The sequence below is a fragment of the Aeromonas sp. FL131 genome, from assembly GCF_049860615.1.
In the GTDB taxonomy this organism is placed as follows: Bacteria; Pseudomonadota; Gammaproteobacteria; order Enterobacterales; family Aeromonadaceae; genus Aeromonas; species Aeromonas hydrophila.
The window spans coordinates 2990307-3004540 of record NZ_CP187595.1; the positions used below are offsets into that span (position 1 = coordinate 2990307).

Here is a 14234-nt window from a genome sequence, read left to right on the forward strand (position 1 = left end):
GGAACGGCTGGGTCATTACAGGTTGACCTGGCTACCGGCAAGATCCTGACCGGTTGTGTCAAGGAGCAGACCGCCCAGTGCCTCGGCCATATCAAGACCATCGTCGAGAGCATCGGCCACGTGATGGACGATATCGTCAAGGTCAATATCCAGGTGAAGAACATCGCGGATCTGACAGATGTGGATGCCATCTACACCAAATACTTCCCGGCCTATCTGCCCGCCCGCACCGTGATTGGTGTAAGCGAGCTGCCCGCCGGCGCCCTGGTGCAGATTGATGCGGTGATGTCCAACGCGGAAAGCACCCCGCCGCAGGTATAAGACATGCCCTGAATAATAAAAAGAGACCGGCTATATGCCGGTCTCTTGTTTGGTAACAGGGAGGGATATTATTTTTATGGCATCGACGCAGATGCGCGAACATTCGATGACGCTTCGCCAATCGAACCTGCGGGCCAATAACAGGCTATCGAATATGGTGCTTTAGTTCAGCTTCCCACTGTTTGAACAATGTAAAGTCACTCTCGGCTCGACTCTTGGCAGCCGTGAACCATTGCACTCCTACCTCATCAGAATGTCTGAATTCCAACCTGAACTCATACTTGGTACTTATCACCAGTGCCAGACATGCACCAATCAAAAATGCAATAGCAGGAAGAATCCATGTAATAACCTGACCTTGTGCATCCGTTGGCACGAATATGAACAGTAAACTGGAAGCAAGGGCCCCCAATATCATCATATTGAGTATTTTGTCTTTCCAGGAAAGGACCCTAACCTGTACGTTCGATATTCTTCCCAGATCGTAGCTGTCCTTATTGACTTGTAGTTTCTGTGCTGACTGATTGATGACAATGGAACAAGACATGGGAAACTCCATTTCAGATATACGTCACATGACATTTTTATAATCAAGAACTCTTCATGAAAAACTGACCGCCATCCCGACAACCCTGCTGCATGACACCAAGCAGCCAGCAACCATCAAATAGCCCGAACGTTGCTAACCAAGCTTGTTCAATGGACGCTACCGAATATTGGTTTATGCCTTGTAATGACGGGGGTAAGCCGCCCAGCATGGTATCGTATGACGCCAAACTTGAAAGCAAATTCAAAAGAAAAAGCGAGATTGATCAAGTAATCGATCTGAATACCTCCCGTATTGGCTCACACGCTATTTCGTCATACCCAAGCAGCCATAAAAAACGCCCCCCATCTTGCGATGGAGGGCGTTTTATCGTTCCGGCTATTGAGTCAGATTGACCCAATATTCAGCGATTACAGGGATTCAGCAGTCGCAACCACGTTTTCCACGGTAAAGCCGAATTCCTTGAACAGCAGCTCGGCCGGTGCAGACTCACCGAAGGTGGTCATGCCGATGATCTTGCCGCCGAAACCGACGTACTTGTACCAGTAGTCGGCGATGCCGGCTTCGATGGCCACACGCTTGGTGACGGAGGCCGGCAGGACGGACTCTTTGTACTCGGCAGATTGGGCATCGAACACGTCGGTGGCCGGCATGGAGACCACGCGCACGGCACGGCCCTTGGCAGTCAGCTGCTCATAGGCGGCAACGGCCAGTTCCACTTCGGAACCGGTGGCGATCAGGATCAGCTCAGGCTTGCCGGCACAATCCTTCAGCACGTAACCACCCTTGGCGGTATCGGCCAGTTGCTGGGCGCTGCGGTCCATCTGGGCCAGGTTCTGACGAGAGAAGATCAGCGCAGTCGGGCCGTCGGTACGCTCGATGGCGTGCTTCCAGGCGATGGCGGACTCAACCTGGTCACACGGACGCCAGGTGCTCATGTTCGGGGTCAGACGCAGGGAAGCGATCTGCTCGACCGGCTGGTGAGTCGGGCCATCTTCACCCAGACCGATGGAGTCATGGGTGTAAACGAAGATGGCGCGCTGCTTCATCAGGGCGGCCATGCGCAGGGCGTTGCGGGCGTATTCCATGAACATCAGGAAGGTGGCGCCGTAAGGGATGAAACCACCGTGCAGGGCGATACCGTTCATGATGGCGGACATGCCGAACTCGCGTACACCGTAGTGGATGTAGTTGCCGGAGGCATCGTCGTTGGTCAGGGACTTGGAACCGGACCACATGGTCAGGTTGGACGGCGCCAGGTCGGCAGAACCACCCATGAACTCCGGCAGCAGCTTGCCGAAGGCTTCCAGCGAGTTCTGGGACGCTTTGCGGGTCGCGATCTTGGCCGGGTTGGCTTGCAGGGTTTCGATGATCTTGGCGGATTCAGCGGCCCAGTTGGCCGGCAGTTCGCCAGCAGTACGGCGCTTGAATTCGGCAGCCAGGGTCGGGTGAGCGGCTTCATAGGCGGCGAACTTGGCAGCCCAGTCGGCTTCCAGTTTGGCGCCCTTCTCCTGACCGTTCCACTCGGCAGCGATGTCGGACGGGATAACGAACGGCGCGTGGTCCCACTTCAGGAAGGCACGGGCGGCGGCGATCTCGTCGTTGCCCAGCGGTGAGCCGTGGCAGTCGTGAGAACCGGATTTGTTCGGGGAGCCGTAACCGATGATGGTGCGGCAGCAGATCAGGGTCGGCTTGCCGGTCTCGGCCTTGGCGGCTTCGATGGCGGCGTTGATCGCTTCCGGGCTGTGGCCGTCAACGGCGGCAATCACGTGCCAGCCGTAAGCTTCGAAGCGCTTGACGGTGTCGTCGGTGAACCAGCCTTCCACGTGACCGTCGATGGAGATGCCGTTGTCATCCCAGAACGCGATCAGTTTGCCCAGTTGCAGGGTACCGGCCAGGGAGCAGGCTTCGTGGGAGATACCTTCCATCAGGCAGCCGTCGCCCATGAAGGCGTAGGTGTAGTGGTCAACGATGTCGTGACCCGGCTGGTTGAACTGCTCGGCCATGGCCTTCTCGGCGATCGCCATGCCGACGGCATTGGTGATGCCCTGACCCAGCGGACCGGTCGTGGTTTCAACGCCCGGCGCGTAACCGTACTCCGGGTGACCCGGGGTGCGAGAGTGCAGTTGGCGGAAGTTTTTCAGATCGTCGATGGAGAGGTCATAACCGGAGAGGTGCAGCAGGGAGTACAGCAGCATGGAGCCGTGGCCGTTGGAGAGAATGAAACGGTCGCGGTCGGCCCACTTGGGGTTGTTCGGGTTATGTTTGAGGTGGCTGCGCCACAACACTTCGGCGATATCCGCCATTCCCATGGGGGCGCCCGGGTGACCGGAGTTGGCTTTTTGAACGGCATCCATACTCAATGCGCGAATGGCATTGGCAAGCTCTTTACGAGAAGGCATCTGTATCTCCTGCGATTGCTTCATTTGATGGCCAAGATTAAGGCGCGTTATTGTCCCAGCAGGGGGCGCGGCGTGCAAATATTATCTGGGCGAATAAAGTGGCTTTGGGAGCTCAATCGCTTTTCTTGACGGGGCAAACGATTGAGCCGTAACCGCTTTACACCCCAAATGGGGTAAAGCGCGGATCTTGTTCGGCCAGGGGGCGGTAAAACCAAAATAGTGCTGGCAATCGAGGGGGGCGCTAACTAAAATGGACGTCCAGATGTAGATACCTCTACAATCATCCTATCATCACCCGGTTATTGCTGCGGCGATAACCCCAGACAAGCTGAGAATCCCATCATGGCAAAGCTGTTTACTTCCGAGTCGGTCTCCGAAGGCCATCCCGACAAGATTGCGGACCAGATCTCCGATGCGGTCCTGGACGCCATCCTCAAGCAAGACACCAAGGCCCGTGTCGCCTGCGAGACCCTGGTCAAGACCGGCATGGTCATGGTGGCCGGTGAAGTAACCACCACCGCCTGGGTAGACATCGAGCAGATCGTGCGCGACACCGTGCGCGACATCGGCTACACCCACTCCGACATGGGCTTCGATGCCGACTCCTGCGCCGTGCTGAACGCCATCGGCAAGCAGTCCCCGGACATCAACCAGGGCGTTGACCGCAGCGATCCGCTGGAACAGGGCGCGGGCGACCAGGGCCTGATGTTCGGCTACGCCACCAACGAAACCGACGTGCTGATGCCGGCCCCCATCACCTACTCTCACCTGCTGGTGAAGCGTCAGGCTGAAGTGCGCAAGAACGGCACCCTGCCGTGGCTGCGTCCGGATGCCAAGAGCCAGCTGACCTTCGCCTACGACGACGCCGGCAAGATCATCGGTGTGGATGCCGTGGTGCTGTCTACCCAGCACGCCGAATCCATCAGCCACAAGGATCTGGTGGAAGCGGTGCGCGAAGAGATCATCAAGCCGGTGCTGCCGGCCGAGTGGGTCAACAAGGACACCAAATACTTCATCAACCCGACCGGCCGTTTCGTCATCGGCGGCCCGATGGGTGACTGCGGTCTGACCGGTCGCAAGATCATCGTCGACACCTACGGCGGCATGGCCCGTCACGGTGGTGGCGCCTTCTCCGGCAAGGATCCGTCCAAGGTTGACCGCTCCGCTGCCTACGCCGCCCGCTACGTGGCCAAGAACATCGTCGCCGCCGGTCTGGCCGATCGCTGCGAAATCCAGATCTCCTACGCCATCGGCGTGGCCGAGCCGACCTCCATCAGCGTCGAAACCTTCGGCACTGCCAAGGTCGCCGAGGATCTGCTGGTCAAGCTGGTGCGCGAGCACTTCGAACTGCGTCCGTACGGCCTGATCCAGATGCTGGATCTGAAGCGCCCGATCTACCAGGCCACTGCCGCCTACGGTCACTTCGGTCGCAACGAGTTCCCGTGGGAACAGACCGACAAGGCCGAACTGCTGCGTTCCGCCGCCGGTCTGTAAGCGTCACGCTTGTGGTATAAAGGGGAGCCTGGCTCCCCTTTTGCTTGTCCGCCATTTGCCGAGAACCCGATGTCCGCCACCGCTACCCGCCTCGATCCCGCCCTGCACGATCAGTTGCTCGCCCGTGTCGACGCCTGTTTTGTGCAGGCCGAAGCGCGCCTTGGCCGCCCCTTTCCCCGCCCGCAAGTCCATTGCAACATGCGCGGCCGGGCGGCAGGGTCGGCGCGGCTGCAAACCTGGGAGCTGCGCTTCAACCCGGCCCTCTACCAGGCCAACCAGCGGGCGTTTCTGGCCGAGGTGGTGCCCCACGAGGTGGCCCACCTGCTGGTCTATGCCCTTTGGGGTGAACATAGCGGCGAAGGGCGCGGCAGATCGCGGGTACTGCCTCACGGCCGCCAGTGGCAATCGGTGATGCGGGCGGTGTTCGGCCTTGAGCCCAGAACCACCCACAGCTTCGATCTGGCGGTACTGGCGCAGCCGACCATCCCCTATCGCTGCCTCTGCCAGCAGCATCAGCTGTCGGTGCGCCGCCACAACAAGGTGGTGCGCGGCGAGGCTCGCTACCACTGCCGCCGCTGCAAGCAGCCGCTGGAGCGGGTTGGCTCGTCGCTGTAAGCCAGCCGGTGTCGCGTCCCTGTGCTAGGGTGCCTCTCTGCTTTTTTCCGCCAACCATCTCATTGCCAAGGATCACCATGTTTCGTCCCCTGCTCTCTCTCGCCCTGACCCTGCTGGTCAGTCTGCCCCTGCATGCCCAGACTTTTCGCGCCGCCAAACAGGATCTGAACCGCCTCTATCAGGATCACCCGGTCACCTTCTATTGCGGCTGCAAGATTGACTATCAGGGCAAGAAAATGAGCCCGGATCTGGCCAGCTGCGGCTATGAGCCGCGCAAGCAGCCCAAGCGCGCAGCTCGCATCGAGTGGGAACACGTGGTACCGGCCTGGGAGTTCGGCCACCAGCTGCAGTGCTGGCAGCAGGGCGGTCGCAAGAATTGCGGCAAGAGCGACGAGTTCAACCAGATGGAAGGGGACATGCACAACCTCTTCCCCGCCATCGGCGAGGTGAACGGCGATCGCGCCAACTTCCGCTTCTCCGACTGGAATGGCACCCCGGATCAGTACGGCCAGTGCCGGATGCTGGTGGACTTCAAAAATCGCCAGGTGCAGCCGCCCAAGGGGCCGGTACGCGGCCAGATCGCCCGCGCCTACCTCTACATGAGCCAGCAGTATGGGCTGCGTCTGGCGGCGCAACAGCGTAAACTGTTCGAAGCCTGGGACAGGCAGTACCCGGCCGACGGCTGGGAGTGCGAGCGCAACCGCCGCATCGGCAAGCTGCAGGGCAATACCAACCCCTTTATTGAAAAGCAGTGCCGATAACCCCATCTATGGACACAAGGGATTTAAAATCCCTCTTCTTGAACCAGAGACTGACACTGAGCCATGCGCATTCCACGTATCTATGAACCGGCCGCCCTGCAGGTGGGCCAGACCCTCGCCCTGTCGGAAGACGGTGCCAACCACATCGGCCGGGTGCTGCGCATGCAGCCGGGTCAGCAGCTCGAGCTGTTCAACGGCGACGGCAACCAGTACCCCGCCACCATCGCCAGCGTCGGCAAGAAGTCGGTGGAAGTGACCATCGACAGTTGCGACACCCGCTCGGTGGAATCCCCGCTGGCCATCCACCTCGGTCAGGTGATCAGCCGCGGCGACAAGATGGACTTCACCATCCAGAAATCGGTGGAGCTGGGCGTCACCTGCATTACCCCGCTCTTCTCCGAGCGCTGCGGCGTCAAGCTGCCGGCCGATCGGCTGGAGAAAAAACGCGAGCAGTGGCAGAAAGTGGTGATCAGCGCCTGCGAGCAGTGCGGCCGCAACGTGGTGCCCGAGGTGCGCATGCCGATGGAGCTGGACGCCTGGCTGGCGGAAAAGACCCAGGAGCTCAAGCTCAACCTGCACCCGCGCGCCCCTTACAGCATCAACACCCTGCCCGTTCCTGAGCACGGCGTGCGCCTGCTGATCGGCCCGGAAGGGGGCTTGTCGAGCGACGAGATCGCCCGTACCGTGCAGGAAGATTTCAAAGAGATGCTGCTGGGGCCGCGGGTGCTGCGCACCGAAACCGCCGCCCTGACGGCGATTACTGCGCTGCAATGCCGCTTTGGCGATCTCGCTTGATACCATCGGCCGCATCGATCAGCCCCATGGCAACCTCGATGCAGCCGCAAGCGGCCGATTACGCTGCGCTAATCGAGCCTACAACCCCATCGAGCCATTAAGAAGGAACAGCGGATGACCATTAAACTCGGCATCGTGATGGACCCCATCTCGGCCATCAACATCAAGAAGGACTCCAGCTTCGCCATGCTCGAAGAGGCGCAAAAGCGCGGCTACGAGCTGTTCTATCTGGAGATGAAAGACCTCTACATGGAGGCCGGTCGCGCCTTCGGTACCATGCGTCCGCTCACCGTCAAATATGACTATGCCGACTGGTACACGCTGGGCGAGGTGGTGGATCAGCCGCTCTCCAGCCTGGACGTGATCCTGATGCGCAAGGATCCCCCCTTCGACACCGAGTTCATCTACGCCACCTACATGCTGGAGCGGGCCGAGGATGAGGGCTGCCTCATCGTCAACAAGCCGCAGAGCCTGCGCGACGCCAACGAGAAGCTCTACACCGCCTGGTTTGCCGAGCACACCCCGACCACGCTGGTGACCCGCCGTGCCGACAAGCTGCGCGCCTTCCACGCCAAGCACAAGGATGTCATCCTCAAGCCGCTGGACGGTATGGGCGGTGCCTCCATCTTCCGCATGAAGGAGGATGACGCCAACGTCGGCGTCATCATCGAGACATTAACCTCTCACGGCAGCCAGTACTGCATGGCGCAGACCTATCTGCCCGCCATCAAGGATGGCGACAAGCGGGTGCTGGTGGTGGACGGTGAGCCGGTGCCCTACTGCCTGGCCCGCATCCCGGCCCAGGGGGAGACTCGTGGCAACCTGGCGGCCGGCGGCCGTGGCGAGGCGCGCCCCCTGAGCGAAGCAGACTGGGCCATCGCCCGTGCGGTGGGCCCGACGCTGAAAGAGAAGGGGCTCATCTTCGTCGGTCTCGACATCATCGGCGATCGGCTGACCGAGATTAACGTCACCAGCCCGACCTGCATCCGCGAGATTGAAGCGGCCTTCGACGTGCACATCACCGGTATGCTGATGGATGCCATCGAACACCGGCTGGCCAAGGCCTGAGCCAGCCACAGTTAAATTGCTGCTCGCTCTAGTGAGCGAGCGGTAATAAAAAGAGGCGGCCCCGGGGCCGCCTCTTTTCTATCCTGTCTCAGCCCCGTCAACAGCGGAACTGCCCCACCTTTACCTTGAGTTCGCTCGATAGCTGTTCCAGCTCGTGGCAGCTCTGGTTCAACTGGGAGGCGGCCTGTGTCGACTCGCTGGCGATGTGGGCGATATTGACCACATTGCGGCTGATGTCCTCGGCCACCTTGCTCTGCTCCTCCGCCGCCGTGGCGATGTGGGTATTCATCTCGTTGATCACGTTGACCGAACTGACTATCTCGCCAAGCGCCTGACCACAGGCCAGCACGGTGCGGTTGGACTGCTCCACCTGATCCAGCCCCAGCTCCATGCTGGAAGCTGCCTGGGTGGCCCCCTGCTGCAACTTGACGATGGTCTTGCCGATCTCCTCGGTGGAGCGCTGGGTACGCTGGGCCAGGGTGCGTACCTCGTCGGCCACCACCGCAAAACCCCGTCCCTGATCACCGGCCCGCGCCGCCTCGATGGCGGCGTTGAGCGCCAGCAGGTTGGTCTGCTCGGCGATGCCGCGAATGGCATCCATCACGCTGCTGATATTGCGGCTGTCATCGGCCAGCTGGGTGATCATGGCAGCGGTGTTCTGGATCTGGGACGACAGCCCGGACATGCACTGGATGGCGTCCGCCACTATCTGGTGACCGTGCCGGGCACTCCCGTCGGCATGGCGCGCCGCATCGGCAGCATTGTTGGAGCTGTTGGCCACTTCCGCCACGGTCGCGCTCATCTGGTTCATGGCCGTCGCGGTCTGATCGGTCTCGGCCTGCTGCTGGGCGAAGCGCTGGCGGCTCTCGACGCCGATATGGGCCAGCTGGGCCGACTCCCTGGCAAGCTGCTCCGCCATGCCGTTGATCTGGGTGATGAGCTCGCGAAAATGGCATATCACATCGTTGAGGGAGTGGGCCAACCCGCCCATCTCGTCCTTGCGCAGCACCGGTGCCAGTTTGCTCAGATCGAGATCCCTCTGCATGCCGCGCAAGATCCCGCCCATGGCAGCCAGGGGCTGGCTGACGCTGCGCCCGGCCCACACCCCGAAGAACAGGATGCAGGCGCCGCCGACCACCAGCAGCAAGATAAACAGCCGGTTGAGCTGCACCCTGAGCCCGTTGAGCTCGGTCATGTTCTTCTCGGCCTCCTTCAGCTGATACTCCACCAGGGCGCTGATCCCGTCGCTGACCGGGTCGATCACCCGATAGAGCGGCATGATATGGGCGGCCAGCTGACCCTGATTGCTCCCTTGCATGTCGGCCAGGATCTGCATCACCGCCTCAATCTCCCGGTCTGCCGCCGCGAACAGCCCCTGCATCTGGTCGGCTTCCCGCTGCTCGGCCTGGCTCATCGGCTGGCTGCGGTAGCCCTGCCAGATGCGCTTGATCTCCTGCTGAGCGGCGCTCATGTCCGCGCGCGATCTGGCGGGGTCAAAGCCCCCCACATTGGCCTTGTTGGCCGCATCGATCACCTTGACCGCGTAGAGATCGGCGATCTGCTTGAGCTCCTTGAGCTGCACCACCTCCCCCTGATACATGCTGTTCATGCCAGCCATCAGCTGGGACATCGCCTGGATAGCCCCGATCACCAGCAGCACCAGTGCCAGCAGGGGTACCACACAGCCCAGGATCAACTTCTGTCTGATCGAAATACCTTCCATGGTGTTATCTCCATCCTGACTGCGGCGGGGAACCGGCCCGCAAGCGGTAAAAAGCGGTTTTGCCCGCCTCGGCGAACTGCCATAATTGACCCAAATACCTTTGCAATATTTGGCCCATATGCAAACACTGCAAAATCACTTCCTGCTCGCCATGCCGAGCCTCTCCGATCCCTATTTCGAGCGTTCGCTGGTCTACCTGTGCGAACACAGCGAAGAAGGCGCCATGGGGCTGGTGGTCAACATCCCGGTGGACATGTCGCTGGATGCCATGCTGACCCAGCTCAAACTGGCGCCGCCCCCCAGCCCCGAGCTCAAGCAGCCGGTGCTGCAGGGAGGGCCGGTGCACGCCGACCGTGGCTTCGTGCTGCACAGCTTCCGACCGGGCTTCAACTCCACCCTGCAGGTGGGAGACGAGCTCATGGTCACCACTTCCAAGGATATATTGGAAACCCTCGGCACCGAGGAGGCCCCCGCCCACTGGCTGGTGGCGCTCGGGTATGCCGGCTGGAGTGCCGGCCAGCTGGAGCAGGAGCTGGTCGACGGTGCCTGGCTGGTAATACCGCCCAATCCGGATCTGGTGTTCAAGACCCCGATCCATCAGCGCTGGCAGCAGGCCGCCGCCAGCATAGGGGTCAACCCCATCCATCTATCCAGCGACATCGGCCACAGCTGATGCCGTTTGCCACGCATTTTGCGAGGCATTTTGAGGAATCAATGCAATGTCATCACGCAGTATCATGGGCTTTGACTACGGCACCAAAAGCATAGGGGTGGCCATCGGTCAGGAGCTCACCGGCACGGCCCAGCCCCTGCGCGCCATCAAGGCCAACGACGGCATCCCCAACTGGGACGACATCGACAAGCTGCTCAAGGAGTGGCAACCGGATCTGCTGGTTGTCGGCCTGCCGCTCAACATGGACGGCACCGAGCAGGAGATCACGGTGCGGGCCCGCAAATTCGGCAACCGGCTGCACGGCCGCTTCGGCAAGCAGGTGGAGTTCAAGGACGAGCGGCTCACCACCACGGATGCGCGGGCACGACTGTTCGAGCGGGGAGGCTATCGGGCGCTGGAGAAAGGCAGCGTGGACGGGGTCTCCGCCCAGCTGATCCTGGAAGCCTGGATGGAAGAGCAGTACGGTTGACAGCCGGGGGAGAGGCAGGTTAATCCCGCCCCTCCCCATGCCTGCATCAGGCCTTGGCCTGTTGCGAGAGCAGATCCTCCTCTTCTTCACCCTGACCGGCATGCATCATGCGGTTGAGCCAGGGCACCATCAGCGCCATCACCACCGCCACCAGCAGGGTCACCAGCCCAATCTTGCCAAACACGTCCGTGTAGATGGGCAGGGTCTGCAGCGGATCGGTCACCCCTTGCGGCACGGCGGTAAAGGTCGCCACATAGCCCCCCAGCAAAGAGGCCATCGCCTGGGTCAGGAACCACATCCCGAGGATGAAGCCCATCAGCCGCTGCGGCACCAATGCCGCCACCATGGCCAGCCCCAGGGCGCTGATCATCAGCTCTCCCAGACTCTGGAACAGATAAATGAGCACCATGAACCAGGGTGAGGTGAGCCCCTGAGCATCGGCAAACCAGATGCCGGAGGCCGCCGCGGTGAGAAAGCCGAGGGAGCAGAACAGCATGCCCAGAGTGAACTTGAGGGGCATAGTGAGATCGCGCCCCTTGCTGCCCAGCCGGGTATAGATCATCGCCAGCACCGGGCTGCCTACCACCACCCAGAAGGGGTTGAGCGCCTGGAAGCTGATGGGGTTGACGCTCATCCCCAGCATCTCGTGATGCATGTTGTTGATGGCAAAGAAGTTGAGCGAGGTCGGCATCTGGGCGTAGAGCACGTAGAACACCACGGCTTCCAGCATCAGCACGAAGGCCACGTACATCTTGTTGCGAGCCACCGCATCGAGCTTGAAGGCCTCGCGAAAGAAGAAGATCACCACGGCCAGGGTCACCGTCATCAGCACCATGTTGGCGATCACCACGTGGTGCATCAGCCAGGCGCAGAAGAAGACCAGCGCCACCGACCCCAGCAAGACCAGCAGCAGCTTGCCGTAATCGAGCGGCAGATGGTCGGGCTCGGAGCCGATGTCCCTGACCATGTGACGACAGGCGAAGAAGGTCAGCAGCGCGATGACCAGGCCCACCCCGCACAGGTTGTAGGTCACCGTATAGCCGTAGTGATCGGCGATGACCGGCGCCAGCGACAGCGAGATGAGCGAGCCGATGTTGATCGACATGTAGAACAGGGTGAAGGCCCCATCCAGCCGGGGATCGCCGCGCTCATAACACTTGGCGAGCAGGCTGGCGGGGTTGGCCTTGAACAGGCAGTTGCCGACCGCGATGGTGCCCAGTGCATAGAAGATGAGGTCGGGATTGTAGATGGACATGCCGGTCATGAAATAGCCGATGACCAGCACGATGGCCCCCAGCACCATGGTGCGTTTGGTGCCCAGCACGTGGTCGCCCACATAGCCACCCACCGAGATGAGGCCATATACCAGCGCCGAGAAGGCACCGAAGGTGATGAACGACTGCTCCTGTGAAAATCCCAGCTGCTGGACGAAGAACACCGCCAGGATCCCCTGGACGCCGTAATAACCGAAGCGCTCCCAGAGTTCGACGAAGAAGATCATGAAAAAGGGTTTGGGCTGTTGCAACAACCCGGTCGGGGCCGATGGACGCATGCTAACCTACCTGTCTTGGTGTTTTTTATTGGTGTGATATGGGGCCGCCGCACGGATAAGTGTGCGCGGGCACCTCTGTCTGTGGTGATCACCACTGCGCTCGCAGCGGCGGATGGTCAGCTGGCAGGGCTGGGAACAAGCCGGATGGCTCCTGACACGATAAGGTGGGGGATCGGGCGACTTCATGCCCGGCACAATATTCCGCAGGCGTTTGGCAACGGGCTGGCAGCTGTTTGCCCCCGTCATCGCACACCCGACAATCTCGCGACAATTGTAAAAGCCGAAAAATCGACAGATGGCATGATAAGACACTACTATTAACGCAAACCAATAGCCGATCACACTTCACTTGTTGAAATAGGTGAAGTTTTCTAATGAAACCACATTAGTTTTATTGGTGCAAACGGATCTGTTTTCCCGCTACCAACCCTCTATGCATAAAAAAACGCCGGACTGGCCGGCGTTTTTCTACATGGTGTTGGCGACCCGTGGGCCGTCCGCCAAGTGCGGCGGATCAGGGGGCCAGCTGGCTCAAAATGGCATGGGCCGCGCTGACTCTGGCCTCGTTGGGGTAGTTGCGGTTGGCCAGCATGACGATGCCGATCCCTTTGGCCGGCACGAAGGCCACATAGGCACCAAAGCCGTTGGTCGAGCCGGTCTTGTTGTAGAGTCGCGCCCCCCCCGTCTCTTGGGACGCGGCAACAGGTTTGACCGGGTTGGCATTGTAAATCACCGCCGAGGAGTTGCCCGCCAGCAGCGTCTGCTCGCTGACGGGATAGGTGTAACTCTCCCAGCCCAGCCCCTGGGTCATCTCGCCGACCGAGTAGCGCCCTTGGTGGGTCAGGGAGATGGCCTGCTGCAACGCCTTGTCATCAACCCCGCTGATATTGGCCTTCACGAAGGCGAGCAGATCCGCCGAGCTGGTCTTGATGCCGTAGGCCTCGTCGGCCAGCATGCCGGGATTGACCCTGATAGGCTTGTCCTCCTTCGAATAGCCATAGGCATAACTCGCCATGGCCTGCTTCGGCACATCGAGATAAGTGTGATGCAAGCCGAGCCCGGGCAGCAGGGTCTGCTCCATCAACTGGGCAAATGGCTGCTGCAGGCTGCTCGCCGCCAGATGGCCGAACAGACCGATACTGGGATTGGAGTACTGGCGATGGCTGCCCGGCTGATAGGCCGGCGTCCACTGGCGATAGTAAGACTGCATTTGTTCGACCGATTCCACCTCGTCGGGGAATTGCAGCGGCAGCCCGCCGGCGCTGTAGGTGGCGAGCTCCGCCATGGTGACGCCATCGAAGGCGGAGCCCTTGAGCCAGGGCGCGTGCCGGCTCACCTTGTCATCCAGCCCAATCCCCCCCTTGACCACGGCGTAGGCACCAAGGGTGGCGGTATAGGTTTTGCTGACCGAGCCAATCTCGAACAGGGTCTGCTCGCTGACCTTCTTCCCGGCCGCCATATCGGCCAGCCCGTAGTTGAAGTAGTGGGCCTGCCCCCCCTTCAGCACGGCGACCGCCATGCCCGGGATCCTGTGCTGCTTGAGCATGGGGCGGATGGCGTCATCCACCACAGCGTTCAGCGGATCGACGGGGGCCGCCAGGGAAAGCGGGGCAAGCAGCAGGGTGCCGAGGGCCAGCAGTGGCAGGGATCTGGTCTGTTTCATGGCAAAAATCTCAGTATGTTCAGGAGCTGTCAGCCTAACCGACCTGCGTGTGCCGGGCATGAGCCTGGGTGAAGTCTGTGTGAAGTCACCAGCCAAATCATCCAGATTCAATGAGTTATCCATGACTTGCCCCTCTTGCCCGGCCACGGGC

At 60.8% G+C, this 14234-nt stretch carries 12 protein-coding genes and 1 pseudogene; 8 read left to right on the forward strand and 5 right to left on the reverse strand.

From position 1 onward, the window contains the following. Positions 1-6: 6 nt before the first annotated feature. Positions 7-321 (forward strand): annotated as a pseudogene (locus ACPW75_RS13730) (RidA family protein); the annotation flags it as partial. A gap of 145 nt (positions 322-466) precedes the next feature. Here the strand turns inward: ACPW75_RS13730 and ACPW75_RS13735 are convergent. Both ACPW75_RS13735 and tkt read right to left on the reverse strand, forming a co-directional pair. Continuing rightward, complete coding sequence (locus tag ACPW75_RS13735; protein ID WP_081398590.1) at positions 467-868, reverse strand: hypothetical protein; 402 nt, start codon at positions 866-868, stop codon at positions 467-469. A 410-nt stretch (positions 869-1278) separates the two neighbouring features. Further along, positions 1279-3270, reverse strand: coding sequence for a transketolase (gene tkt / locus ACPW75_RS13740; RefSeq protein ID WP_016351585.1), 1992 nt, complete (start codon positions 3268-3270; stop codon positions 1279-1281). Between the two features lie 342 nt (positions 3271-3612). Between tkt and metK the strand changes: the two genes are divergently transcribed. From metK to gshB, 5 genes are all read left to right on the forward strand, one after another. Further along, on the forward strand, positions 3613-4764 hold the full coding sequence (gene metK, locus ACPW75_RS13745; RefSeq protein WP_011706910.1) for a methionine adenosyltransferase: 1152 nt from the start codon (positions 3613-3615) through the stop codon (positions 4762-4764). 69 nt (positions 4765-4833) lie between these two features. After that, positions 4834-5379 carry a SprT family zinc-dependent metalloprotease gene (locus ACPW75_RS13750; RefSeq protein WP_077096075.1) on the forward strand — a complete coding sequence of 182 codons (546 nt, stop codon included), beginning with the start codon at positions 4834-4836 and terminating at the stop codon, positions 5377-5379. 77 nt (positions 5380-5456) lie between these two features. Then, entirely contained in the window at positions 5457-6140 is a 684-nt protein-coding gene (locus ACPW75_RS13755; RefSeq protein WP_060390007.1) for an endonuclease, read from the forward strand. Between the two features lie 63 nt (positions 6141-6203). Continuing rightward, on the forward strand, positions 6204-6935 hold the full coding sequence (gene rsmE, locus ACPW75_RS13760; RefSeq protein ID WP_077096073.1) for a 16S rRNA (uracil(1498)-N(3))-methyltransferase: 732 nt from the start codon (positions 6204-6206) through the stop codon (positions 6933-6935). 114 nt (positions 6936-7049) lie between these two features. Further along, entirely contained in the window at positions 7050-8003 is a 954-nt protein-coding gene (gshB, locus tag ACPW75_RS13765; protein ID WP_077096072.1) for a glutathione synthase, read from the forward strand. Between the two features lie 97 nt (positions 8004-8100). On the opposite strand, the gene ACPW75_RS13770 is transcribed toward gshB, so the two are convergent. Next, entirely contained in the window at positions 8101-9726 is a 1626-nt protein-coding gene (locus tag ACPW75_RS13770; RefSeq protein ID WP_077096071.1) for a methyl-accepting chemotaxis protein, read from the reverse strand. Positions 9727-9844: 118 nt separating this feature from the next. On the opposite strand from ACPW75_RS13770, the gene ACPW75_RS13775 reads away from it, so the two are divergent. After that, positions 9845-10399 (forward strand): YqgE/AlgH family protein, encoded by a 555-nt coding sequence (locus ACPW75_RS13775; protein WP_016351591.1) that lies wholly within the window; start codon positions 9845-9847, stop codon positions 10397-10399. A 46-nt stretch (positions 10400-10445) separates the two neighbouring features. Further along, positions 10446-10868: a Holliday junction resolvase RuvX gene (gene ruvX, locus ACPW75_RS13780; RefSeq protein ID WP_011706917.1), complete on the forward strand. Its 423-nt coding sequence runs from the start codon at positions 10446-10448 to the stop codon at positions 10866-10868. 46 nt (positions 10869-10914) lie between these two features. Here the strand turns inward: ruvX and dtpB are convergent, their stop codons facing one another. Both dtpB and ampC read right to left on the reverse strand, forming a co-directional pair. Continuing rightward, complete coding sequence (gene dtpB / locus ACPW75_RS13785; RefSeq protein ID WP_077096070.1) at positions 10915-12420, reverse strand: dipeptide/tripeptide permease DtpB; 1506 nt, start codon at positions 12418-12420, stop codon at positions 10915-10917. Between the two features lie 514 nt (positions 12421-12934). Next, on the reverse strand, positions 12935-14083 hold the full coding sequence (ampC, locus tag ACPW75_RS13790; RefSeq protein ID WP_077096069.1) for an FOX/MOX family class C beta-lactamase: 1149 nt from the start codon (positions 14081-14083) through the stop codon (positions 12935-12937). Positions 14084-14234: the final 151 nt, after the last annotated feature.